This is a genomic window from Alloalcanivorax balearicus MACL04, from assembly GCF_025532145.1.
GTDB classification, from domain to species: Bacteria; Pseudomonadota; Gammaproteobacteria; order Pseudomonadales; family Alcanivoracaceae; genus Alloalcanivorax; species Alloalcanivorax balearicus.
Genome location: NZ_ARXS01000004.1, coordinates 194,666 through 219,444, shown reverse-complemented (window position 1 = coordinate 219,444; position 24,779 = coordinate 194,666). Strand labels below are relative to the sequence as shown.

At 61.3% G+C, this 24,779-nt stretch carries 20 protein-coding genes; 11 read left to right on the top strand and 9 right to left on the bottom strand.

Going from position 1 to position 24,779, the window contains the following annotated elements:
* The first annotated feature begins 46 nt into the window (after nt 1-46).
* From MA04_RS05575 to acs, 10 genes are all read left to right on the top strand, one after another.
* Complete coding sequence (locus MA04_RS05575) at nt 47-223, top strand: hypothetical protein (RefSeq protein WP_014996152.1); 177 nt, start codon at nt 47-49, stop codon at nt 221-223.
* Nucleotides 213-3,140, top strand: a complete 2,928-nt coding sequence (locus MA04_RS05570) for a sensor histidine kinase (RefSeq protein ID WP_262459727.1) — start codon at nt 213-215, stop codon at nt 3,138-3,140. Before MA04_RS05575 ends, MA04_RS05570 begins: the two co-directional genes overlap by 11 nt.
* 12 nt (nt 3,141-3,152) lie before the next feature.
* Complete coding sequence (locus MA04_RS05565) at nt 3,153-4,487, top strand: sigma-54-dependent transcriptional regulator (protein WP_262459726.1); 1,335 nt, start codon at nt 3,153-3,155, stop codon at nt 4,485-4,487.
* Nucleotides 4,488-5,211: 724 nt separating this feature from the next.
* Nucleotides 5,212-6,597 (top strand): polynucleotide adenylyltransferase PcnB, encoded by a 1,386-nt coding sequence (gene pcnB, locus MA04_RS05560; RefSeq protein WP_163126915.1) that lies wholly within the window; start codon nt 5,212-5,214, stop codon nt 6,595-6,597.
* Nucleotides 6,594-7,115 (top strand): 2-amino-4-hydroxy-6-hydroxymethyldihydropteridine diphosphokinase, encoded by a 522-nt coding sequence (gene folK / locus MA04_RS05555; RefSeq protein ID WP_163126916.1) that lies wholly within the window; start codon nt 6,594-6,596, stop codon nt 7,113-7,115. The genes pcnB and folK overlap by 4 nt, the downstream gene beginning before the upstream one ends.
* On the top strand, nt 7,087-7,767 hold the full coding sequence (locus tag MA04_RS05550) for a deoxynucleoside kinase (protein ID WP_163126917.1): 681 nt from the start codon (nt 7,087-7,089) through the stop codon (nt 7,765-7,767). Before folK ends, MA04_RS05550 begins: the two co-directional genes overlap by 29 nt.
* A gap of 89 nt (nt 7,768-7,856) precedes the next feature.
* Nucleotides 7,857-8,642, top strand: coding sequence for a 3-methyl-2-oxobutanoate hydroxymethyltransferase (panB, locus tag MA04_RS05545; protein WP_262459725.1), 786 nt, complete (start codon nt 7,857-7,859; stop codon nt 8,640-8,642).
* Between the two features lie 55 nt (nt 8,643-8,697).
* Complete coding sequence (gene panC, locus MA04_RS05540) at nt 8,698-9,552, top strand: pantoate--beta-alanine ligase (protein WP_262459724.1); 855 nt, start codon at nt 8,698-8,700, stop codon at nt 9,550-9,552.
* Between the two features lie 118 nt (nt 9,553-9,670).
* Nucleotides 9,671-10,051, top strand: coding sequence for an aspartate 1-decarboxylase (gene panD / locus MA04_RS05535; RefSeq protein WP_014996160.1), 381 nt, complete (start codon nt 9,671-9,673; stop codon nt 10,049-10,051).
* A 339-nt stretch (nt 10,052-10,390) separates the two neighbouring features.
* A complete protein-coding gene (gene acs, locus MA04_RS05530; protein WP_262459722.1) occupies nt 10,391-12,328 on the top strand; it encodes an acetate--CoA ligase in 1,938 nt (645 codons plus the stop codon).
* A gap of 70 nt (nt 12,329-12,398) precedes the next feature.
* On the opposite strand, the gene MA04_RS05525 is transcribed toward acs, so the two are convergent.
* From MA04_RS05525 to MA04_RS05510, 4 genes are all read right to left on the bottom strand, one after another.
* Nucleotides 12,399-12,785 (bottom strand): hypothetical protein, encoded by a 387-nt coding sequence (locus tag MA04_RS05525; RefSeq protein ID WP_262459721.1) that lies wholly within the window; start codon nt 12,783-12,785, stop codon nt 12,399-12,401.
* A 278-nt stretch (nt 12,786-13,063) separates the two neighbouring features.
* Complete coding sequence (locus MA04_RS05520) at nt 13,064-14,548, bottom strand: DHA2 family efflux MFS transporter permease subunit (protein WP_262459720.1); 1,485 nt, start codon at nt 14,546-14,548, stop codon at nt 13,064-13,066.
* 1 nt (nt 14,549) lies between these two features.
* A complete protein-coding gene (locus MA04_RS05515) occupies nt 14,550-15,581 on the bottom strand; it encodes an HlyD family secretion protein (protein WP_262459719.1) in 1,032 nt (343 codons plus the stop codon).
* Nucleotide 15,582: 1 nt separating this feature from the next.
* Nucleotides 15,583-16,026 (bottom strand): MarR family winged helix-turn-helix transcriptional regulator, encoded by a 444-nt coding sequence (locus MA04_RS05510; protein WP_262459718.1) that lies wholly within the window; start codon nt 16,024-16,026, stop codon nt 15,583-15,585.
* Between the two features lie 176 nt (nt 16,027-16,202).
* Between MA04_RS05510 and MA04_RS05505 the strand changes: the two genes are divergently transcribed.
* Nucleotides 16,203-17,522 (top strand): Na+/H+ antiporter family protein, encoded by a 1,320-nt coding sequence (locus MA04_RS05505; RefSeq protein ID WP_262459717.1) that lies wholly within the window; start codon nt 16,203-16,205, stop codon nt 17,520-17,522.
* Between the two features lie 526 nt (nt 17,523-18,048).
* Here MA04_RS05505 and pnp read toward each other — a convergent pair.
* The 5 genes from pnp to infB all read right to left on the bottom strand — a co-directional run bounded on the left by pnp (nt 18,049) and on the right by infB (nt 24,763).
* Nucleotides 18,049-20,142: a polyribonucleotide nucleotidyltransferase gene (gene pnp, locus MA04_RS05500; RefSeq protein ID WP_262459716.1), complete on the bottom strand. Its 2,094-nt coding sequence runs from the start codon at nt 20,140-20,142 to the stop codon at nt 18,049-18,051.
* 188 nt (nt 20,143-20,330) lie between these two features.
* Complete coding sequence (rpsO, locus tag MA04_RS05495) at nt 20,331-20,600, bottom strand: 30S ribosomal protein S15 (RefSeq protein ID WP_014996168.1); 270 nt, start codon at nt 20,598-20,600, stop codon at nt 20,331-20,333.
* An 83-nt stretch (nt 20,601-20,683) separates the two neighbouring features.
* Nucleotides 20,684-21,601, bottom strand: coding sequence for a tRNA pseudouridine(55) synthase TruB (gene truB / locus MA04_RS05490; protein WP_163126934.1), 918 nt, complete (start codon nt 21,599-21,601; stop codon nt 20,684-20,686).
* Between the two features lie 17 nt (nt 21,602-21,618).
* Entirely contained in the window at nt 21,619-22,029 is a 411-nt protein-coding gene (gene rbfA, locus MA04_RS05485) for a 30S ribosome-binding factor RbfA (RefSeq protein ID WP_262459715.1), read from the bottom strand.
* Between the two features lie 13 nt (nt 22,030-22,042).
* A complete protein-coding gene (gene infB, locus MA04_RS05480) occupies nt 22,043-24,763 on the bottom strand; it encodes a translation initiation factor IF-2 (protein ID WP_262459714.1) in 2,721 nt (906 codons plus the stop codon).
* Between the last annotated feature and the right edge of the window lie 16 nt (nt 24,764-24,779).

Sequence of the window (24,779 nt, the reverse complement as noted above, 5' to 3'; positions counted from 1 at the left end):
CCGAGCCTGAATCGGTCGAGGCGCCCTCGCCGCCGGATTAGAGTGCATGTATACCGACCGACTACTGATTATTTTCATTTTAGGCACCTATCTGCTCTCCCCGGCCATCATTGGCTGGTGGAGCGAGGGTGGGCGCGGCTGGTATCGCCCCTACCTGATCTGGCTGGCCCTGATCGCTCTCAGCTACTGGATCGCCAAGAGCCGGGACGCGAATGACGTATAGTGTCAGCGAACTGATTCTGATCGCCTGTGGCTACCTGCTGTTTCTGTTCCTGGTGGCCTGGATCACCGAGCGAGGCTGGATCCCTTCGCGCTGGGTACGGCATCCGCTGGTCTATGTTCTGTCCCTCGGGGTTTACGCCAGCGCCTGGGCGATCTATGGCTCGGTGGGCTATGCCTATCGTTACGGCTACAACTTTCTCGCCTATTTTCTCGGTATCTCCGGGGTGTTTCTGTTGGCGCCGATCCTGTTGGCGCCGATCCTGCGTCTGACCACGACCTACCAACTGGGCTCCCTGGCGGATCTGTTCGCTTTCCGCTATCGCAGCCGCCTGGCCGGGGCGCTGACCACGGTGATGATGGTGATCGGCATGCTGCCGTTGCTGTCACTGCAATTGAAGGCCGTGGCGGAGTCGATCCAAATCCTGACAGGGGATCCCGATCCCGCCTGGCTGGCGTTCTGGTTCTGTCTGCTGATCACCCTGTTCGCCATTTTGTTCGGTGCACGCCATGCCACCGCCCGGGAACGGCATGAGGGGCTGGTCGTCGCCATCGCCACCGAATCGTTGATCAAACTGGTGGCGTTCGTAGGGGTGGCTCTGCTCGGGCTGTTCGGCGTCTTCGGTGGTCTCGGCGGCTTGAACCAGTGGCTGGACGCCAATCCGGAGATGCTCACTCGTCTTTACCAGCCTTTACAGGACGGCACCTGGCACAGCCTGATCATGGCGTTTTTCGTCTCCGCGGTGGTGATGCCTCATATGTTCTACATGGCCTTCACCGAGAACCTCAATCCTCGAGCTCTGATCACCGCCAGTTGGGGACTGCCGCTGCTGTTTCTGATCATGGCGCTGTGTGTGCCGCTGATCCTGTGGTCCGCGCTCGCCATCGACGCGCCGACCATTCCGGATTATTTCGCTCTCGGCGTCGGCCGGGAGAATGGCCATGGCGCGGTGCTCGCCTATCTGGCCGGGCTGGCCGGCGCCAGTGGCATGTTGATCGTCGCCACGCTGGCGCTTTCCGGCATGTGCTTGAATCACCTGGTGCTGCCGGCCAGCCCCCTCAGTTCCGCCCAGGATTTGTACCGCAATCTGCTCTGGACCCGGCGGGTACTGATCGCCGCCATTCTGGCGTTGGCCTTTTTATTCTACCGGCTCACTGGCCCCAACCATTCCCTGGTGGAACTGGGGGTGTTGTCGTTCGTCGCGACGCTGCAATTCGTGCCCGGCCTGATCGGGGCGCTGTTCTGGCCATCGGGCAATCGCAGCGGCCTGTTCGCCGGCATGTTGGCCGGGTTCGTGATCTGGGCGGTAGCTCTGTTGTTCCCATTGATCACGCCGCACTGGCACGCCCAGGAAGTCCTGCAGTGGCTCGGCTGGCAGTATCCGGAAGGCGCTACCCAATGGCACCGGGTGGCGCTGGCGTCGGTGAGTCTCAATGGCCTGATCTACGCGGTGGTGTCGATCGTCACTCCCATGTCCCGGGCGGAACGGTCCGCCGCCGAGGCCTGCGCGGTGGACAGCCTGCGACGCCCGTACCGCTGGGAATTGAGCGCTCAGTCCGTGGACGATTTCATCGCCTCCCTGAGCGGCCCGCTGGGGCCGGTAACCGCCGCCCGTGAAGTGGAGATGGCGCTGCGGGACCTGCGCCTGAAGTATACCGAGACCCGCCCCTACGCCCTGCGGCGGCTGCGCGATCAGTTGGAGACCAACCTGTCCGGCCTGCTCGGCCCCTCCGTAGCCCATCAACTGATGGATGAAAACGTGCCCTATAGGCCGCGCGAGGGCGAGGAGTCCAGCGAGGATATTCGCTTTATCGAGACCCGTCTGGAGAAGTACCGGGATCGCCTTTCCGGGCTGGCGGCGGAACTGGACAGTCTGCGCCGTTTCCACCGGCAAACCCTGCTGGAATTGCCGATGGGTGTTATTTCCCTGGGCGCCGACGGCGAGATCATCGGCTGGAACCGGGCGGTGGAAACCCTGACCGGTATCGAGGCGGAAGACACCATAGGCTCGCGCCTGGACCATCTGCCCTCCCCCTGGGGGGAGCTGCTCACCGAATTCAGCCGCGGCGAGGACGCCCACGACCCCAAACGCAGCATCGAGGTCAACGGCCAGGCTCGCTGGCTGAGTCTGCACAAATCGCTGATCCGTGGCGCCGGCCCGTCCGAGCAGGCCGGCGGCCTGGTGCTGGTGCTTGAGGACATTACCGATCTACGCCATATGGAAGCGCATCTGGCGCACAACGAGCGGCTGGCCTCCATCGGCCGCCTGGCCGCCGGGGTGGCCCATGAGATCGGAAATCCGGTTACCGCCATCGCCTGTCTCGCACAAAATCTGGAAGGCGACAGCATCGATGAGGAGCAACGCCTCAGCGGGCGCCAGATCATGGAGCAGACCCGCCGCATCACCCGCATCGTCGAATCGCTGGTAACGTTCAGCCACTCCGGCGGCATGCGCGACGTGATTCATGGCCCGGTGCGGGTCTTCGACACCGCCGCCGAAGCCATCGCCCTGCTGCAGTTGGACCCGGACCGCCGCCAGCAACACTTCCGCAATCTCTGCGACCCGACCCATGAAGTGATGGGTGACCCGCAACGTTTGCTGCAGGTGTTCGTCAACCTGCTCAGCAACGCCTCGGACGCCAGCGAGGACGACGCCCCGATCACTGTCCGCAGCCGCCCCGAAGGCGAGAAGGTGCGTATCGAAGTCGAGGATCGCGGCCATGGCATACCGACGGAACTGCGCGATGCCCTGTTCGAACCTTTCGTCACCAGCAAACCGCCGGGCCGCGGTACGGGTCTGGGACTGGCGTTGGTTTACAGTATCATCGAAGACCATCAGGGGACGGTGCGCGTGGAGAGCCCGGTGGAGGGCGACCAAGGCACCCGCTTTATCATCGACCTGCCCGCTTATCAGAATTAGAAGGAAGGCAGTATGAGTCACATACTGATCGTGGAAGACGAGCCCGTGATTCGCGGCGCGCTACGAAAATTGCTGGAGCGGCATGATCACTCCGTAACGGAAGCGGAATCCGTGGAGCAGGCCCTGGAGAAAAGCCTGCACCAGTACGACCTGATCATCAGCGATCTGCGATTACCGGGGGAGCCGGGCACGGCTCTGATCGAACAGTCCAACCCGACGCCAGTGCTGATCATGACCAGTTACGCCAGTCTGCGCTCGGCGGTGGACGCCATGCGCCAGGGCGCGGTGGACTACATTCCCAAACCGTTCGATCACGAGGAAATGCTGCTGGCCGTGGAGCGGGTGCTGAAGGAAGGCCGGCTCAATCGCGGCAACCAGGCGCTGCGCCGTGATATGGAACGCAGCTATCCGGTTAACGCCATGGTCGGTGAGTGTCAGGCCATGCGCGAGCTCAAACACCGCATCGCCCGGGTAGCGCCCACTGACACCCCGGTGCTGATCCTTGGGGAAGCCGGCACCGGCAAGGAACTGACCGCCCGCTCCATCCATGAACACAGTGATCGGGCGAGTGGCCCACTGATTACGGTGCACTGCGCCTCCTTGCCGAAAACCCTGCAACTGGATGATCTGTTCGGCAACGATGAACAGCCCGGCCGCATTGAAGAAGCGGAAGGCGGCACCTTGTTTCTGGACGAAGTGGGCGAACTGTCCGGAGAAGCGCAGAGCCGGCTGCTGACGCTGCTGGAGCAGGGCGAGATCCATCGCCAGGACTCCCTGGCCACACGCCGGGTGGACGTACGCATCCTGGCCAGCAGTCAGACCGATCTGCCCACCCGGGTCACCGAAGGGGGATTCCGCCGTGACCTTTATTACCGGCTTAATGTGATGGAGCTGGAAGTACCGCCATTGCGGGCCCGCGAGCAGGATATCGAGGACCTGGCCAGCGCTCTTCTGGCTCGTGGCAGCGAGAAACTGCGGCGGCAGAACCTGTTTTTCACTCAGGAAGCCCTGGAGGCAATGCGCGGTTACAGCTGGCCGGGCAATGTGCGGGAGTTGGAAAACGTCATCGAGCGGGCCGTGATTCTCTCCGAGGAGGAAGCCATAGGCCCCGGTCAGTTGGGCCTGAATCCGGATCGCGCGCCACAACGCACCACCCGTGCCAGCCGCGCCAGCCTGGATCCCTCCGAGGATCTGTCGCTGGAGGACTACTTCACCCGCTTTGTCCTGGAAAACCAGGACAGCATGACCGAGACCGAGCTGGCCAATAAGCTCGGCATCAGCCGCAAAAGCCTGTGGGAGCGCCGCCAGCGCCTGGGCATTCCCCGTCGCAAGGGCGGCCGGCGCTGAAGCCCGGAGCCAGGCAGGCTCCAACAGAGCGGCTTAGTCGTCCATTGCTGTGGGAAGAGCCCGGGCGGCGCTCCGCTTGGCCGCGAATATGCCCCCGGGCCGTTGGCCATTCGCTTGCAAGCAAGCTTCCCACAGCGGCTTCGCGGCCTTTGCCAAGGCGCCGCTGAAGCAGCGTCGAAGATGATTCCCAGCGTTTTTTTGCCAGGAACAGCTTGTGGATGACCTTCTTGTTACGTCCTCAATCGCATTCAACGACCAAGTGTTACCTTACTACACGGGACAGGTAACAAGAACGTTACCCCACACCCCCACCTTTGGGACCGCTTTTCCATGTTTTTTGTAAGTTTCTGATTTATAAGGATTTAACATGCTATTGCAAAGAAAAATCCATCCATGCACTATGAATCCCACGCCAGATAAACAAAACAACCAAGGCGGCAAGGCTCAAATAAGAACAAGAAAAGAAGAACAAAAAGTGGATGAGCCAAACGAGAGAAATGCCGTAACACCATGTGCGTACGGCGCAAGGCAGAAAACAACACAAACAATAACAACAACAGAATCAGCGCATAGGGCATCACAACCAAGGTTGTGGTGCCTTTTTACTTTTAAACGCCCAGCTTGCCTTCGATCTCTTTCCGTTGCAAGGCGCCGATCAATAACCTGTGGCGCGAAAAAGGTGCTACCATGCCGCCTTTCATTCAGCTAGGACGATAATCGCTCAATGGCGTCAAAGCTTCTGGAGAAACTGACCCGCCTTATTCAGTTTGGTTCCCCACGCACGCCCCGCCTTCCCAAGGCCAAGGTGATTCCCCGCGACGCCCACCCTATTTCCCGTAAACAGGTGTCCCGGGCCGCACTCAATGTACTCTACGGATTGCATAAGGCCGGGTTCGAAGCCTATCTGGTCGGAGGATGCCTGCGAGATCTGCTGTGCGGGCGGCAACCCAAGGATTTCGACGTGGTCACCGACGCCACTCCTGAGCAGGTCTACCGGCTGTTCAAGCGCAGCCGCATCATCGGCCGCCGCTTCCAGATCGTGCACGTGCGTTTCGGTGGCGAGGTCATCGAGGTGTCCACCTTCCGCGCGTTCCAGAGGGATGACGATCTGGATGACGATCAGCACCGGGCCCATGAGGAAACCGGCCTGGTGCTGCGAGACAACACCTGGGGCAGCATCGAGGAAGACGCGCTGCGCCGCGACTTCACCATCAACGCCCTCTACTACAATATCGCCGATTTCGCCCTGTACGATTTCGTCAACAGCCGGCAGGACATCGAGCGCGGCATCATCCGGTTGATCGGAGATCCTCAGCAACGCTATCGCGAGGATCCGGTACGCATGCTGCGTGCCGCCCGCTTCGCCGCCAAACTGGGCTTTCAGCTGGATCGCGCCACCCGGGCGCCAATTCCTGAAATGGCTCCGCTGTTACTGCAGGTTCCGCCCGCCCGCCTGTTCGACGAGGTGCTCAAGCTGTTCCTCAGCGGTCATGCCCGGGAATCCTTTGAACAGCTACGGAAGCTGGGCCTGTTCGCCTTTTTGTTCCCCAACACCCATGAAGCCCTGGAAAGTGAGCAGGGGGAAGTCTGGGAACGGCTGATCCTGGCCGCCATGGACAACACCGACCGGCGCCTGTCCGAGAACAAGCCGGTTACCCCGGCCTTCCTTTATGCGGTGTTTCTGTGGCCGGTGCTGGTTACACAATTGAATCGCTACCGCGAGGATGGCATTCCACCGGCGCCGGCCTTGCACAAAGCCGCCACCTGGGCGCTTAACGAGCAAAGCCATCACACCTCGGTACCTCGCCGCTTTTCCTCGGTGATGCGCGAGATGTGGGATCTGCAACCGCGCCTGGACAAACGCAATGGCAAGCGGGCGGATACCTTGATGGAGCACCCCCGCTTCCGTGCCGCTTACGACTTTCTCCTGCTGCGCGAACAGGCCGGTGAAATCAAACCCGGCCTGGGAGAATGGTGGACCCGGTATCAAGCCGCCGACGAGCCCCAGCAACGCGCTATGGTTCAGGATCTGGGCCAGCCCGGCCGCCAAAGCGGCCGACGGCGTCGGCGGCGCCGTCGCAGCGGGGGCGGAGGCGACAGCGAAGCATGATCGCCGTCGGTCTGGGTAGCAATCTGGATGGCCCTGTCGAGCGCGTCAGCCGTGCCTTGGAAGCCATCGCGGTATTGCCGATGACCCGCCTTCTGGCGCATTCCGCGCTCTACGATACCGCGCCGGTGGGTCCGCAGGATCAGCCCGATTTCGTCAACGCCGTGGCCTTGCTGGAAACCCGCCTGCCTCCTTTGTCCCTGCTCAGCGCGTTACAAGACCTGGAAAAGGCGGCCGGGCGAGTACGGCACCGGCGCTGGGGTGAACGTACCCTGGATCTGGACCTTCTGCTGTGGCGGGACCAAATCATCCGCCTGCCCCGTCTCACTGTCCCGCATCCGGAAATGCACAAACGCGCCTTTGTTTTGCGCCCCTTGTTGGACATTGCCCCCGAAGCGCGCTTGCCGGACGGCCGTCCGCTGTCCGACTATTGGCCTGGAGTGGCGGATCAGCCGCTGCGCCGTCTGCCCAGCCTGGAGGAGAACCACTTTGTTGAGCCAGCGCATTCAACAGCGTCGTGAAGCCGGCAATCTGCCTCGTCTGATTGCCGTGGAAGGCCCCATCGGTGTCGGCAAGACCACCCTGACCCGGCGCCTGGCGGACACTTTTGGTTTCGATACCCTGCTTGAGCAGGCGGAAGCCAACCCCTTTCTGTCCCGCTTCTATCAGGACCCGGCCCGCTACGCCCTGCAAACCGAGCTGTTTTTCCTGTTTCAGCGAGCGGAACAGTTGCGCAACCTGCACCAGCAGGAGTTATTCAGCGGCCCCTGGGTGGCGGATTTCCTGGTGGACAAGACCCGGCTGTTCGCCGAGGTGACGCTGAGCGACGAAGAGTTCCCGCTCTACGACAACGTCTACAGGCACATGCTGATCGACGCCCCGACACCGGACCTGGTGATCTACCTGCAGGCCCCCACCGCCACCCTGCGGCAACGGGTGCTCAAACGTGGCACCGACTTCGAACAGCGCATGGATCCTGGCTACCTGGAACGGCTCAACGACGCCTATACCCGTTTTTTCCATTTCTACGACGGCGCGCCGCTACTGATCGTCAACACCGCCGACATCGATCTGGTGGAGGGCGACCGGGACTACCAGCAACTGGTGGCCGAGTTGCTGGACATCCGCTCGGGGCGCCACTATTTTAACCCCCGGCCGCTGGGGAACCTCTGAACCGCCTTGCCTCCGAGTCCCCAAGCCCGCCCCCGGGCGCCTGCCCTTACCTTCCAGGCGCCTCCGTCTATTTGTCAGGGGAGAGCCCCATGCCCGTAACCATCCGCACCCTGCAGAAGTACAAACAAGAACACCGCAAGTTTTCGGTACTGACCGCCTATGACGCGACCTTTTCCCGGCTGATCAGCGATGCCGGCGTGGAAGCCATGCTGATCGGCGATTCCCTTGGCAATGTGGTCCAGGGACAGCAGAGCACCGTGCCGGTCACGCTGGAACAGATGGTGTATCACACGGAATGCGTGACCCGCGGCAATCAGAACAGCCTGATCATCGCCGACGTGCCGTTCATGGGGGCCGCCACCCTGGAACGTACCCTGGACGCCGCCGCCCAATTGATGCGCGCCGGCGCCAACGTGATCAAACTGGAAGGCGGCGCCTGGCTTGAAGAAGCCGTCACGGTGCTCAAGCGCAACGGCATTCCGGTCTGCGTCCATATGGGGCTGACCCCGCAATCGGTGAATGCCTTCGGCGGCTACCGGGTACAGGGCAAGGATGAAGCCGGCGCCAAGGAGTTGCTGGAAGCCGCCATCACCCTGGACCGGGCCGGAACCGCCCTGTTCGTGCTGGAGTGCGTACCGCGCGGCCTCAGCGCCGAGATCACCGCCAACGTGCAGGCGCCGGTCATCGGCATCGGTGCCGCGCCGGAGTGCGACGGCCAGGTGCTGGTGTTGCACGACATGCTCGGCCTGAACCCGCGGCCGGCGCGCTTCGTCAAGGATTTCATGGCCGACGCCGGCGACATCGCCGCCGCTATCCGCGCCTATGATCAGGCCGTCAAGGACGGCAGCTTCCCCGCCGAGGAACACTGTTTCTAAATGCGCCTCCCGGGACGACCGTGCCGGGGCATCTTTTCATCGTGGAGGCATCCCAATGCACATCGCGGAAACCGTGAGCGCCACCCGCGACGCCATCGCCGCCTGGAAACGGGCGGGTGAAACCGTGGCCCTGGTCCCCACCATGGGCAATTTACATAACGGCCACCTCAGTCTGGTTCGTGAGGCGCGTCGGCAGGCTGCTCGCGTGGTGGTTTCGATCTTCGTCAATCCGACCCAGTTCGGTCCTGGCGAGGACTATGACGCCTACCCGCGCACCCTGGATCAGGACAGCACACTACTGCGGGAAGAAAAGACTGACCTGCTGTTCATGCCCAGCGTAGACGAGATGTATCCCTTGGACAGTAACAAAACCTGGGTGTCCGTGGACGACCTGGGGGACCATTTGTGCGGCGCCAACCGGCCGGGGCACTTCCGCGGCGTCACCACCGTTGTGAGCAAATTATTTAATATTGTGCAGCCGGATATCGCCGTCTTTGGTGAAAAGGACTTTCAGCAATTGGCGGTGATCCGCCGCATGACCGCGGAATTGATGATGCCGATCCGCATTGTCGGTGCCCCCACCGACCGCGAGGAGGATGGCCTGGCGCGCAGTTCCCGCAATGGTTTCCTGACCGCCGCGGAACGGCCCAGGGCGGCGTTGCTGCACCAGCATCTGGAGCAGGCGCGCAATGCCATCGCCGCCGGGGAAAGGGATTACCGGGCCCTGGAAGCGCGTCTGGCCCACGCCCTCGGCGAGCAGGGTTTCCAGGTGGATTATTTCACCGTGGCCGATGCCCACACGCTGGTCCCGGCGGGCCCGCGACACCGGGATCTGGTGGTTGCCGCCGCCGCCCGCCTGGGGCAACCGCGACTGATCGACAACGTGACGATTTCGTTACTTAACACATAAAAAAGCACGGATTTGGCGGTTCCGCGGCGCCTTGTATGTGACCGGTGATTCATGCATACTGCCGCCCCGCAGACAGCCTGCCCAGGCCGTCCGTGGCTTGTTCAGAGAGGTACCCGATATGCAGTGCACCATGCTGAAAGCCAAGCTGCACCAGGCCCGCATTACCCACGCGGAACTGGAGTATGAAGGCTCCTGCGCCATCGATGGCAATCTGCTGGATATGGCCGGCATTCTCGAGTATGAGCAAATCCAGATCTATAACCTGGATAACGGCGAGCGTTTTGAAACTTACGCCATTCGTGCGGAAGAAGGATCCAAGATCATCTCCGTCAATGGTGCCGCCGCCCATAAAGCCCAACCTGGTCATCGCGTGATTATTTGCGCTTACGCCAGCTACGGCAGCTCAGAGCTGATTAACTTCAAGCCGCGGCTGATTTACGTCGGCGAAGGCAACGAAGTCAAAGGCTCCAGCAACGCGATCCCGGTACAAGTCGCCTGATTGTCGCGCGCCACGCTCGCGCCCGTACCCTGATTCGCCTACGCCGGCCCCCGAGGCCGGCGTTTTTGTTTGTCATGTTCACGGCCATTGTGCGGAAACGGCCCGCGAACCGCGATTCTCTCATCGACCTAGCTCCAAAGTATCCCCCACCCTTGCGCCAAAGGGAGTTAGACCATAGTTTAATTCCTGTGCGTTCCTTTGCCGCGCCATAATGCGGCCGCACTTTCACCTCACCCGACCCTTGTCATCATCATCGCCCAAGGGCGAGTCCCGGCCCAGGGCGGGTGCGGACAATGTCTAACAACAAGCCACCGGCGAGCAGTATGGAAGGAGGCCGCAATGTCCGAGCATAAAATCCACCCGGTTCCGGAGTCATTCAAGCGTCAGACCCTCATGGACCGCGACACCTATGAGCGCTGGTACGCACAATCCGTCGATGATCCGGAAACCTTCTGGGCGGCCCGCGCCGAAGAGCTGCTGCACTGGCATACCCGCTGGGATACCGTCAGCGACTGGGATTTCAAGGAAGGTCGCGCGGCCTGGTTCGCCGGTGGCAAACTGAACGCCTGTTACAACTGCGTCGATCGTCATCTGCCGCAACGCGCCAAGCAAACCGCCATCATCTGGGAAGGCGACGAACCGGACCAGGATAAGCACATCAGCTACCAGGAACTGTTCGAACAGGTCAGCAAGCTGGCCAACGTACTGCGCGGCCGCGGCGTCAAAAAGGGCGATCGGGTCGTGATCTACATGCCCATGATTCCGGAAGCCGCCTACGCCATGCTCGCCTGCGCCCGTATCGGCGCCATCCACTCGGTGGTTTTCGGCGGCTTCTCACCGGAGGCCCTCAAGGACCGTATCAACGATGCTGACGCCTGTGCCGTCATCACCGCCGATGAAGGCGTCCGCGGCGGCCGCACGGTACCGCTGAAACTGAACGCCGACAAAGCAATGAATGGCCAATCCAGCGTTCACAGCTGCGTGGTGGTACAACGCACCGGCGGCGACGTGGACTGGAACGACAGCCGCGACCTCTGGTACCACGAAGCCATGGCGCAGGCCGACCCGCGGTGCGAACCGGAATGGATGGACTCCGAGGATCCGTTGTTCACCCTTTACACTTCTGGTTCCACCGGCAAACCCAAAGGCGTGGTACACAGCACCGCCGGCTATTTACTGCAAAGCGCGCTGACCCACAAATACGTATTCGACTATCACGACGGCGATATCTACTGGTGCACCGCCGATGTGGGCTGGGTCACCGGCCACAGCTACATCGTTTATGGTCCACTGGCCAATGGCGCCACCACCCTGATGTTCGAAGGCGTGCCCACCTACCCGGACGCCTCCCGTTGCTGGCAAGTGGTGGACAAGCACAAAGTAAACATCTTCTACACGGCCCCCACCGCTATTCGCGCGCTGATGGGGCTCGGCGATGAGCCCGTCACCAAGACATCGCGGCAGAGTCTGAAGTTGTTGGGAACGGTGGGCGAGCCGATCAACCCGGAAGCCTGGGAGTGGTACTACAAAGTGGTGGGCGAGGAGCGCTGCCCGATCGTGGACACCTGGTGGCAGACCGAGACCGGCGCCATCATGATCGCCCCGCTGCCCGGTGCCGTGGATCTGAAACCGGGCTCCGCCACCTTGCCCATGTTCGGCGTACAGCCGGCCCTGATGGACCCGGACGGCAAGGAGCTGAACGGCGCCACTTCCGGCAACCTGGTGATCAAGGCGAGCTGGCCGAGCCAGATCCGCACCGTTTACGGCGATCATCAGCGCATGATCGACACTTACTTCAGTGCTTATCCGGGTTACTACTTCACCGGTGACGGCGCCCGCCGCGACGAAGACGGCTATTACTGGATCACCGGTCGGGTCGACGACGTCCTGAATGTGTCCGGCCACCGCCTCGGCACCGCCGAGATCGAGTCCGCTCTGGTGCTGCACAAGAGCATCGCCGAGGCCGCCGTGGTGGGTTATCAGCACGACGTCAAAGGCCAGGGCATCTACGCCTATGTGTCCTTGATGGCCGGTGCCACCGGCAGCGAGGAGTTGATCGAGGAACTGCGCAAACTGGTCACCGAGGAAATCGGCCCGATCGCCAAGCCGGATCTGATCCACTTCGCTCCGGGGCTGCCCAAGACCCGCTCCGGCAAAATCATGCGCCGCATCCTGCGCAAAATCGCCGCCGATGAACTGGACAGCCTGGGCGACACCTCCACCCTGGCGGATCCCGGCGTGGTCGACCAATTAATCGATACCCGCCGCAACCGCTAAAGCGGACCGGTATCACCGTTAGCCTGTCTCCCGGCCCCGATACAGTAAGGGGCCGGGCTTTTTAATCTTGTCACGGATAATTCAGATACAGGATGGTCGGCGTATCGGCGGCCTGACTGACGATGGTTTCCGCTTTCCCCGTGATGACGCTGCCATCGAGCCGGTGCCAGCTCATGTGGGGGCTGGGAGTGTTCATCAACACCATCGGATCCGCCACTTCCTGCCTGATCCGTTCGCAGCTGGATACCGGGACCGCATCCCCGGAGGCGGCAGGCACTCCCACTTCGCACGTCGCCACCGCGATCTTGCCACGAAAACGCACCTGCCCGTCACTGGCCAGGACTTGTGACATCAGCAACGCGCAGGCGATCCCCGCACTCCATCGCCACCATTGCCCGCCACCAATACCCGTCCCCTTCCGAAACAGCCGCCGATTCCCTCGCTCCATCGCGTCCATGTCCTTCCCCTTTCATCAGCCCTTTTCCGGTATTTTTTCATTTTCATTTATTCACATTTCCGACTCTAATAGAAAATCCTGACCTTAAAAAAGGCTTTTTTTCTTATCTTTAAACCAAAATAGCATTAATAACTAATGCCTTTATGCCCACAGAGAAAAAGCTAAAGTTTTGATTTGCACAGCCGATAATGTTTTTCTGGCCGACATGAAACAGCGGTTCACCCGCCTCGCCAGCGGGCTCGGAGCGACCACGGGAAAACATCCTGATGGGGAAACGGTCAGGCCGTCGAAGGGAGTTGGCGCCGTAATAACAGCACCAGCGGAATGGCCGCCATGTTGATCCACATAAGCAAGCGGAAATCGTTCATGTAGCTGATCTCCGCCGCCTGACTCAACAGAGTGTGATACACCTGGGCCGGCACCCCGGACACCAGATCCTTCATCGGTAGTCCCTGGGCAATCCAGGCCTTCAGTTGCAGTTGCTCGCCCAGTTGTTGTTCGTTGATCCACAAATTGCGGGTCAGCATGGCGGTCATGATCGAGATGCCGACGCTGGAACCGAGGTTACGGGAAAGGGAAAACAGCGACGTACCCTCGGTCCGCAACGACGGCGCCAGGGTGGCGTAGGTCAGAGCGGAGGCCGGCACGAACACCAACCCAAGCCCCAATCCTTGCAGCACGCCCGTCCAGATCAGGTCACTCTGCGAAACCTGCAGGGTAAAGCCCGCCATCTGGTACAACGACAGACTGGTCAGACATAGTCCCGTGATCACCAGGGCCCGGGGATCGAGGCGGGTACGCATCAAGCGCCCCACCAGCATCATCGACACCATCGATCCGAGTCCTCTGGGGGCCAATACGATGCCAGTGGTGGCGGCGGGGTAATCCTTCCATTGCTGCAGAAACGGCGGCAGCAACGCCATGGTGGCGAGCAGGATGATCCCCACTACGAAAATGAACATCACGCCGGTGACGAAATTGCGATCCCGAAACAACGCCATATTGATAAAAGGCGCTTTATGGGTCAGCGAGTGCACCACGAACAGATACAGACCCGCCAGCGCCAACACCGCCTCGATCTGGATCTCAAGACTGCCAAACCATTTCAGGTGTTCGCCCCGGTCCAGCATCAACTGGAAGGCGCCGATTGCCAGAGCAAGCAGGGCAAAACCGGTAAGGTCAAATCGGGTTTTCCGGATTTCCGTGTCCGGCACACTGAGCCAGATCCCCAGATAGGCCAGCAGGCCGAACGGCAAGTTGATGTAGAACACCCAGCGCCAGCTGTACCATTCGGTCAGCCAGCCTCCCAGTGTCGGGCCGAGGATTGGCCCCACCATCACACCCACCCCCCAGACCGCCATGGCCTGGCCGTGTTTTTCCACCGGATAGGAATCCAGCAACACAGCCTGGGACAGCGGCACAAGGGCAGCGCCGAAGATACCCTGCAAAATACGGAACGCCACCATCTGTTCCAGCGAGGTGGACAGGCCGCACAAGCCGGAAGCCACGGTAAACCCGGCCACCGACCACAGAAACACCTGGCGCCGGCCGATACGCGACGTCACGAAGCCCACCGTCGGGGTCATGATGGCGCAAGCCACGATGTAGGAGGTCAGGACCCAGGTAATCTGGTCGGTACTGGCGGAGAGACTGCCCTGCATATGCGGCAGGGCCACATTGGCGATGGTGGTATCGAGCACCTGCATCACCGTCGCCAGCATGATACTGGCGGTGACCAGACGCTGGTCCTCGATACGCGTCATATTACTGCGCCTGTGCGGTTTGTTGCTCCGGCTCGTCACCGGTGTCGATGCTCACCTCGGCGCTCATTCCGGAGCGCAGGATCGGCTGGCCGTCCTTGGGCAGCAAACGCAGCCGCACGGGTAGCCGCTGAACCACTTTCACCCAGTTACCGCTGGCATTCTGCGGAGGAATCAGCGCGAACTCGGAACCGGTGGCCGGACTCAGACTGATGACTTCCGCTTCCCACTTCACCCCCGGGAAAGTGTCCACTTCCACTTCCGCGGTCTGCCCCGGCACGATCCGGGTCAGTTGGGTTTCCTTGAGGTTCGCTTCCACCCACAACGTATCGGTCTTCGACAAGGAAATGATCGGCACCGCGGCGTTCACCCGTTCCCCAATCATCGGCACTTCGCCGCCCACGATGCCGGAGGCCGGAGCGATGACCTGGCATTGGGACAGATCGTATTCCGCCTGCTCCAGCTTGGCGGTGGCGGCCTGATAATCCGGATGGTCCTCCACCGCCACATCAGGCCCGCCCGCCAGCTGCGCCCGCAGGCTGACCAGACGCTGTTCCGCCACGGAGCCGTTGGCGCGAGCCTGGTCCAGTTTCTGTCGGGCGCCGTCCAGTTGTGCCTCGGACACCGAACTGCGCCTCATTCGCTGCAGACGTTGCAGCTCACGCCGGTAATAGGACACATCACGGTTGGCCTGATCCCGCTCCGCCATCGCCTGGGCATAGTCTCCCCGCAACGACAGGATGCGGTTGCGCACCGCCTGCTGATCCGCCCGCGCTTCGGCAACGGCGATGCGAAACGGCCGGGGGTCCACTTCCGCCAGCACCTGCCCCTTCTCCACCACCTGATTGCGTTCCACGTTCACCGCCACCAACTGCCCGCTGACGTTGGCGGCCAGGGACAACATGTCGATCTTGATGTAGGCGTTATCCGTGCTGACGTAGCGCTGGCCGCCAAAAATCAGCCACAGGATCAGCACCACCGCCACCAGCAAGCCCAAGCCCATGCCCAGACGGCGGGTTCGTTGTATCGAGGTCACTCTAGTCTCCCTGGTCCGGGCGATCACACAAGTTGGCGCGCATGGCGGCCAGAATCCGAATAAGCGTGTCGATATCCGCAGGCTCCAATCCCGCAAAAGCCCGCGCACGGGTTTGTTCGGCCAACGCCTTCAATCGTTCCAGCGCCGGCCGGGCCTGGTCGGCCAGAAACAACAACCGGCGCCGTCGATCGGACGGATCCGGGCGCCGCTCCACCAATCCTTCCGCCTCCAGCTGGTCCAGTTGGCGGGTCAGCGAGATGGGGGCCAGATCCATCACCTCGGCAAGGGCTGCCTGATGCACGCCCTGCCGCCGGGAAAGCTGCCAGAGCACCTGCCAGCGGGCCCGGCTCAGGCCCTGCTCCCGGGCCCGACGATCGAAGTCCCGCCGCATCATGCGCGCCACATCGTTCAGGCTCATCCCAACCGTGGTGTCCCTTCCGCCCATGCTCGCTCCTCGGATAACAACTTTAGAGCCGGTTTAAGATTTCTATTGTAAGCATGCTTATGAATTTGGCAATAGGGTCAAATAGTTTGACCCATATCCGCGCCCTCACCGGAGACAGCCATAGTCAACCCCGGTAGACTGCGCCCCTCGCGAGCACCAGCGTCGAGGACAATGCAATGCTGACCAATGCGGTCGTGATATCCGTTCTGGTTCTGATGGGCCTGAGCCTGGCGCGCCTGAATGTGGTTCTGGCGCTGGTGTGCGCCGCCCTCACCGCCGGCCTGTTCAGTGGCCTGTCCCTGCATGACACCCTGACCCTGTTCACCGAAGGGCTGGGCGGCGGCGCTCCGATTGCTCTCAGCTACGCCTTACTGGGCGCTTTCGCGGTGGGCATCGCCCGCTCCGGCGTCACCGAATGGCTGGCGGCACGGCTGATCCGCCGCCTCGGCGGCACACCCGACCCCGGACAGCTGCGGCGGCTGCGCAACCTGATCATTCTGGTCCTGCTGGGTGCCGCGGTAATCAGTCAGAATCTGATCCCGGTGCATATCGCCTTCATCCCCATCCTGGTGCCACCCCTGCTTGGAGTCATGGCCCGGCTCAGGCTGGACCGGCGGCTGGCCGCCTGCGTACTGACGTTCGGGCTGATCACGCCCTACATGGTGCTACCGGTAGGCTTTGGCAGCTTGTTTCTCTACAAACAGCTGGAACCCAGCCTGGCCCAGGCCGGCCTCGATCTGGCAAAGGAGCAGATTCCCCGGGCCATGCTGCTGCCAGCCGGTGGCATGGTGGCGGGTCTGCTGCTGGCGCTGTGGTGGTTTCGTAACCCCCGGGATTATCGGCCAGTAACCTTACCCGGCGAAGACCACCAGGTACGGTTATCCCCACGCACGCTTGTAGTGGCGGCGCTCGCTCTGGGCAGCGCGGTGAGCCTGCAACTGCTCACCGACTCCATTGTGTTGGGCGCGCTGGTCGGCTTTCTGCTGTTCACAGCCGGCGGTGTGGTGCCCTGGCGGGAATCCCAGGACGCCTTCACTCAAGGCGTGAAGATGATGTCTTTGATCGGCTTCATCATGATCGCCGCCAACGGCTACGCGGCGGTGGTGAAAGGGGGCGGACAGGTGCCGTTGCTGGTGGAAGCCGTCACCGGCCAATTGAACAGCCCCGGTGTGGCGGCGGCGGGCTTGTTGCTGCTGGGGTTATTCATCACCCTCGGCATCGGTTCCTCATTCTCCACCATCCCGATTATCGCCACCTTGTATGTGCCGCTGTGTCTGGCGCTGGGCTTTTCGCCCCTGGCCACCGCGGCCCTGGTAGGCAGCGCGGCGGCACTTGGAGACGCCGGCTCACCGGCCTCGGATTCAACGCTGGGCCCCTCAGCGGGGCTCAACGCCGACGGCCAGCATGACCATATCCGGGACACCGTGATTCCGACTTTTGTGTTCTATAACCTGCCATTACTGGTGGCGGGCTGGACCGCCGCCATGGTGTTGTAACCGACGGATCAGCCCTGCACCATTTGATCAGGCATTAAAAAGTTCATCGCGGTTTGACGGGATTTGGAATTGCCCTCCATCAGGGACAGCGGAGCCGTGTTACGCCGTTGCGGGAACGTCGTGAAGCAGGTTCCGCAAAGGCGTAACACGGCTCCGCTTCGAGATGACCGACGGCCGTTTCTGGAAAGGGAAAGGATGTCCTGTCCACCGCGAGCAAACCAGCACACCGGGATGGAGAGGGCATCCTCTCCCCTCTCCGGAAAGGTCCGTCGTCGTTGGAGTCCGGAACGCGGCGGTTCACTCGAAGCGGGTCTGCCCGGAGGCCTTCCGGGACCCTGTTTGACAGGGACGTCAAACCGGGAGCTTACAGGGATGTATTTACAGCGATCCCGGAAGGCCTCCGCACAGACCCGTGTCCCCGATGGAGACGCCCATTCCCGTCATTCCGCGATGAACCATTAAAAAGGCCCGCATCCGCGGGCCTTTTTATTTTGGCTGACTCCCGAAAGGGTGCAATTAAGCGCAATCAGCCTTCTTTCGCTTCCTTCATGGACAGCTTGATGCGGCCACGCTGGTCCACATCCAGCACTTTCACCCGGATCACATCACCTTCCTTGACGTAATCGGAGACCTTCTCCACACGTTCTTCGGCGATCTGGGAAATGTGCAGAAGCCCTTCGGTACCGGGCATGATGCGTACGAAAGCACCGAAATCCACCACGCGGGTCACTTCGCCTTCGTAGATTTTGTCCACTTCGGCCTCGGCGGTGATTTCCTCGATGCGGCGTTGCGCTTCCTGGGCCGCTTCACGGGTCTCGCCGTAGATCTTGATGCTGCCGTCGTCCTCGATGTCGATGGTACAGCTGGTTTCCTCGGTCAGAGCCCGGATCACCGCGCCACCTTTACCAATCACATCGCGGATTTTCTCCGAATTGATCTTCATGGTGAGCAGGGTCGGCGCATTGTCGGAAACCTGGTCACGGGACACGGAGATCGCCTTGGCCATTTCGCCGAGGATATGCAGGCGGCCGCGCTGAGCCTGTTCCAGCGCTTTCTCCATGATCTCTTCGGTGATGCCCTCGATCTTGATATCCATCTGCAGCGCGGTCACGCCACGCTCGGTGCCGGCCACTTTGAAGTCCATGTCGCCCAGGTGGTCCTCGTCACCCAGGATGTCGGACAGCACCGCGAAACGGCCGTCCTCTTCCTTCACCAGACCCATGGCGATACCGGCCACCGGAGCGCTCAGGGGCACACCGGCGTCCATCAGCGCCATGGAGGTGCCGCACACACTGGCCATGGAGGAGGAGCCGTTGGATTCGGTGATCTCGGAGACCACACGGATGGTATAAGGGAAATCCTTCTCGTTCGGCACCACCGCTTCCACGCCGCGGCGGGCGAGACGGCCGTGCCCGATTTCACGGCGCTTGGGAGAGCCGATCATGCCGGTTTCACCCACGCAGTACGGGGGGAAGTTGTACTGCAGCATGAAGTGGTCCTGACGGGAGCCTTCCAGGGCGTCGATAAACTGGGCATCACGCATGCCGCCGAGGGTAGCGGTAACGATGGCCTGGGTTTCACCCCGGGTAAACAGGGCGGAACCGTGGGTTTTCTTGAGCATCCCGACTTTACAGTCAATCGCGCGAACCTGATCCAGGGCACGACCGTCGATACGTGCTTTGCCGGACAATACACCCTCACGCACCACGTTCTTCTCGATCTTGCCGAACAGGCTTTTTACTTCGCCGGCTTCCGGGCTGTTCTCATCTTCAGTGACGAACTCGGCCACGCAAGCGTCACGCAGCTCACCCACTTTGGTGTAGCGCGCCTGTTTTTCGGTGATGGTGTAAGCCTCGGCCAGGGCGCCTTCGTATTTGGCTTTGATCGCGGCTTTCAGCTCGGCGTTTTCCGCCGGCGCCTGCCACTCCCAAGCCGGGGTGCCCACTTCCTGGGCGAAAGCCTTGATGCCCTGAATAACGGTTTGCATTTCCTGATGGCCGTAAAGTACGGCGCCCAGCATCTGGTCCTCGCTCAGCTCCTGGGCTTCGGATTCCACCATCAGCACGGCCGGCTCGGTACCCGCCACCACCAGGTTGAGCAGGGATTCTTCCAGCTCGGAGTAGCTGGGGTTGAGCAGGTACATACCGTCCTTGAAGCCCACCCGGGCGGCGCCGATCGGGCCATTGAACGGAATCCCGGAAATCGCCAGGGCGGCGGAAGTGCCGATCATGGCGGCGATGTCCGGATCGCGGTTCTTGTCGGAGGACATCACGGTGGCAACGATCTGCACTTCGTTCATGAAGCCGTTGGGGAACAGCGGCCGGATCGGGCGATCGATCAGGCGGCAGGTGAGGGTCTCCTTCTCGCTGGGACGACCTTCACGCTTGAGGAAGCCACCGGGAATGCGGCCAGTGGAATAGGTTTTTTCCTGGTAGTTCACGGTCAACGGGAAAAAGCCTTTACCGGGATCCGCTTCTTTCTTGCCCACCACGGTCACCAGGACCTGGGTGTCACCGATGGTGACCATAACGGCGGCGGTGGCCTGACGGGCGATTTGCCCGGTTTCCAGCACCACGGTATCCGCGCCGTATTGAATCTCTTTGCGCACTATATTGAACATATCTCTCGTCTCTTCTCTTCACTCTTCCATCAGTCTTTGCCAGGGCATCATAACCCTGGCTCCGTGGGCGCCATAGCCTTCATTCACCATGGATCGTCCCGGCATTCGTCACTGCTTTTTCGGTACGCCAAAAACAACAGAAGCCCGGCATGGCCGAGCTTCCGTCGTGAATCGAACATGACCAGGGCTTAGCGACGCAGCCCCAGACGCTCGATCAACTGCAGGTAGCGGCTACGATCCTTGCCAGCCAGGTAGTCCAGCAGCTTACGGCGCTGGTTAACCATGCGGATCAGACCACGACGGCTGTGGTGGTCCTTGTTGTGGGCCTTGAAGTGACCCTGCAGCTGGTTAATGTTCTCGGTCAGCAGGGCAACCTGCACTTCCGGGGAACCGGAGTCCCCTTCCTTACGACCGAATTCCTTCAGGATTTCCGCTTTCTTTTCGACGCTCAAAGCCATTGTATACACTCCAATATGCAACATTAGTCACGGTCAGCCATGCATATTTATAGCTGCCGTCCTGCTTGCGCGACCCGACCGGGTCACTCCGATACCAGACGACGAGGCGCTATTCGCCCATCCTCCAGTACTTCTCCGACCCCCAGGAACTGTTCCGTGGAAGCCTGATAAAGACTGACCCAGCCCTCGGCCGGGCGGTCACTGGCCATCACCGGCTGACCCTGGCGCAGATAATACGCCGCGTTGTCACCCAGATTGACGCGCGGCCAGTCTGCCACGCTGGTGGATAAAGGCAAGAGCAAATCATCAATTGCCTCGAATCCACCCTGCTCCTTGAGCAGCCCCAACTGCTCCAGGGTAATCATCCGCTCCTCCGGATAAGGACCGGCGGACAGGCGCCGCAGGGCGATCACGTGACCGCCACAGCCAAGCGCCGCGCCCAGGTCTTCCACCAGGGAACGCACATAAGTGCCCTTGGAACAGGCCACCTCAAACGTCAGGTCCTCGCCTTCCAGGCGCGCCTCGCGAATTTCGTGAATGGTCACCTGGCGCGGCTCGCGCTCAACGGTAATGCCTTCCCGCGCCAGCTTATACAGCGGTGTGCCATTGTGCTTGATCGCCGAATACATACTCGGCACCTGCTCGATTTCCCCCAGGAAACGGTCCAGCGCGGTCAGAACCTGGGCCTCGGTGACCGATACCGGGCGGGTTTCCACCACCTCACCGTCGGCATCGCCGGTTTCCGTGGTCACGCCAAGACGCGCGGTGACCCGGTAGCGTTTATCCGCGTCGAGCAGAAACTGACTGAATTTGGTCGCCTCGCCGAAACACACTGGCAACATGCCAGTAGCGAGCGGATCCAGGCTACCAGTGTGCCCGGCCTTGGCCGCGGCGAACATACGCTTGGCCATTTGCAAAGCCCCGTTGCTGGTCACACCATCGGTTTTGTCCAACAACAAAATGCCATTCAGAGGACGGCCTCCGCGGCGTCGTTTTCCCACCGTCTTATGCTCCGAGATCAATCGTGGTCTTGGTCTTCCTGATCCGGGCTTTGTGCCCGGTCCTCCGCCCGCGCCTCGTCAATCAGCTGTGACAGCCGAGAGGCATTTTCGGGGGTCAGGTCGTAATGGAAACGTAGCCGGGGCGTGGTGCGGGTATTCAGAGTCTGGGCCAGGGTGCTGCGCAGGAAGCCGGCGGCACCGCCCAGTACGGCTTCGGCCTCGGTTCCGGCGTCCGCGTCCCGCCCCAGCAATGTGAAATACACATCGGCGAAGGACAGGTCCCGGGAAACCCGGACGTCCTGAATCGTCACCATGTCCACACGCGGATCCTTCATTTCAAACCGCAGGACCCGGGCCAGTTCGCGTTGAATCTGATCAGCAATACGGTCAGTACGCTGAAAACCTTGGGGACGGCGATGACGACTCATAGTGCGGGCGCGCTTACAGGAAGCGCGCCACCTCCTTCACTTCGAAGACTTCGATCTTGTCGCCTTCCTTGACGTCGTTGTAGCTCTTCACGGCGATACCACACTCCATGCCATTACGAACTTCCTGGACGTCGTCCTTGAAGCGGCGCAGGGATTCCAGCTCACCCTCGAAGACCACCACATCGTCACGCAGTACACGGATCGGACGGTTTCGATGGAGGGTACCTTCCACCACCATACAGCCGGCCACGGCACCAAACTTGGAGGAGCGGAAGACATCCCGCACCTGGGCCACGCCAAGGATCTCCTCGCGTTTCTCCGGTGCCAGCAGACCGCTCATGGCCTGTTTCACGTCGTCGATCAGTTCATAGATCACGCTGTAATAACGCAGGTCTATGCCTTCCGCTTCGCACAGGCGCTTGGCCTTGGCGTCCGCCCGCACGTTAAAGCCGAGCAGTACCGCCTCACTGGTCATCGCCAGATTGACGTCGGACTCGTTGATCGCGCCGACACCAGTGGAGACCAGCCCCACTTTCACCTCATCCGTGGACAGGTCGGTCAGCGCGCCGATCAACGCCTCCAGGGAACCGCGAACATCGGCCTTGAGCACGATATTGACGTGCTTGGTTTCCTCGGAGCCCATGTTCTGGAACAGGTTTTCCAGTTTGGACGCCTGCTGGCGCTTGAGTTTGACGTCACGGTCACGGTCCTGACGGAATTCAGCCACTTCACGGGCTTTCTTCTCGTCCGGCACCACCTGAACCTGCTCGCCGGCCTCCGGCGCACCGTTCAGACCAAGCACTTCCACCGGAATGGACGGCCCCACTTTATTCACTTGCTGGCCATTCTCATCCACCAGGGCGCGAACACGGCCGAAGCATGCGCCGGCCAGCAGCATATCGCCCACTTCCAGCTCACCGGCCTGGACCAGGATGGAGGCCACGTTGCCCCGGCCTTTTTCCACCCGGGATTCAATCACCACGCCACTGGCGGGGCCCACGGCGGCGGCTTTCAGTTCCAGCAGTTCGGACTGCAGCAACACTGATTCCAGCAGGGAATCAACGCCCTCACCACTGTGCGCGGAGACGTTGACGAACTGAATGTCGCCCCCCCACTCCTCGGGGATCACGTCCTTGGCGGCCAGTTCGTTCTTGACCCGATCAGGGTCGGCCTGTTCCTTGTCGATCTTGTTCACCGCGATGATGATCGGCACGCCGGCGGCCTTGGCGTGATTGATCGCTTCTTCCGTCTGCGGCATCACACCGTCATCCGCGGCCACCACGATAATCACGATATCGGTGGCCTTGGCACCGCGGGCACGCATGGCGGTGAAGGCGGCGTGGCCCGGGGTATCCAGGAAGGTGATCATGCCGTGTTCGGTGTTCACATGGTAGGCACCGATGTGCTGGGTAATCCCCCCGGCTTCACCGGCGGCCACTTTGGCGCGGCGGATATAGTCCAGCAGGGAGGTTTTACCATGGTCGACGTGCCCCATGATGGTCACTACCGGTGCACGGGAGACTTCCTGCTCTCCAGAACGGTCCACCAGAGACGCCAGATCGTCCTCCAGAGCCTCTTCCTCGCCTTTCACCAGTTTTGGAGTGTGGCCCATTTCCTCGGTGAGAAGGACAGCGGTTTCCTGGTCGATAAACTGATTGACGGTGGCCATCTCGCCCATTTTCATCATGGCCTTGATCAGTTCCTTGGCCTTGATGTTCATGCGCTGAGCCAGTTCCGCCACGGTGATGGTTTCCGGAATTTCTACGTCGTACACCATTTTCTCCGTGGGGCTTTTAAACCCGTGCTCCCGGTTCATGGAGCTCTTCATCTGGCCGTGGACCACGCCGCCACTCTTGGGTTTGCGACGACGCCGGCGCGATTGCCGTTCCTCGGTACGGTACCCGGCTTCCACGGCATCCCGGACGATGGAGGAGGCCTTGTCGTCTTCCTCTTCCTTCTTCTCCTGGGACTGTTCACCGCCGCGCTTCTCCAGCTCCTCGGCGATACGTTGGGCTTCCTCGGCGGTACGTCGGGCAGCTTCTTCCTCCGCCTTGCGGCGGGCTTCGGCTTCCTGCTTGCGCCGTGCTTCCTCGGCCTCGCGCTGCTTACGCTCTTCCTCTTCGCGCTTGGCACGCTCTTCCGCCGTCTCCACCTTGTCGGCTTTTTTGGCGGTCTTCGGCACGGAAACGCGCTTGCTCTTGTCCTCGGCCTCTTTCTCCGTACCACCCTGAGCCGCACTATCAGCTTCCAGAGCTTTACGGCGCGCATCTTCCTCAGCGCGGCGAGCGTCCTCTTCTTCCTGCTTGCGACGAGCCTCTTCCTCCGCCTTGCGGCGGGCTTCTTCCTCGGCGCGGCGGGCCTCTTCCTCGGCCTTCAGACGGGCTTCTTCCTCCGCCTGACGCTCCGCTTCCAAACGCTCTTGCTCTTCGATGGACTCACGCTTCACGTAGGTACGCTTCTTGCGCACTTCCACGTTCACGGTTTTCGCTTTACCGGCGGTACCCGTCGTCTTGATGGTGCTGGTGGAGCGACGTTTGAGGGTGATCTTCTTGGGCTCCGCGTCCTGGGCGCCATGGGACTTACGCAGATGCGCGAGCAGCTGCTGCTTCTGTTCATCGGAGACCACATCACCTGCGTCGGTGTGACGAAGTCCGGCGTCTTTCATCTGCGAAAGCAGCGTATCCACCGGAATCTTCACAACCTCTGCCAGACTTTTTACGGTCGTTTCTGCCATGTCAGCAACACTCTCC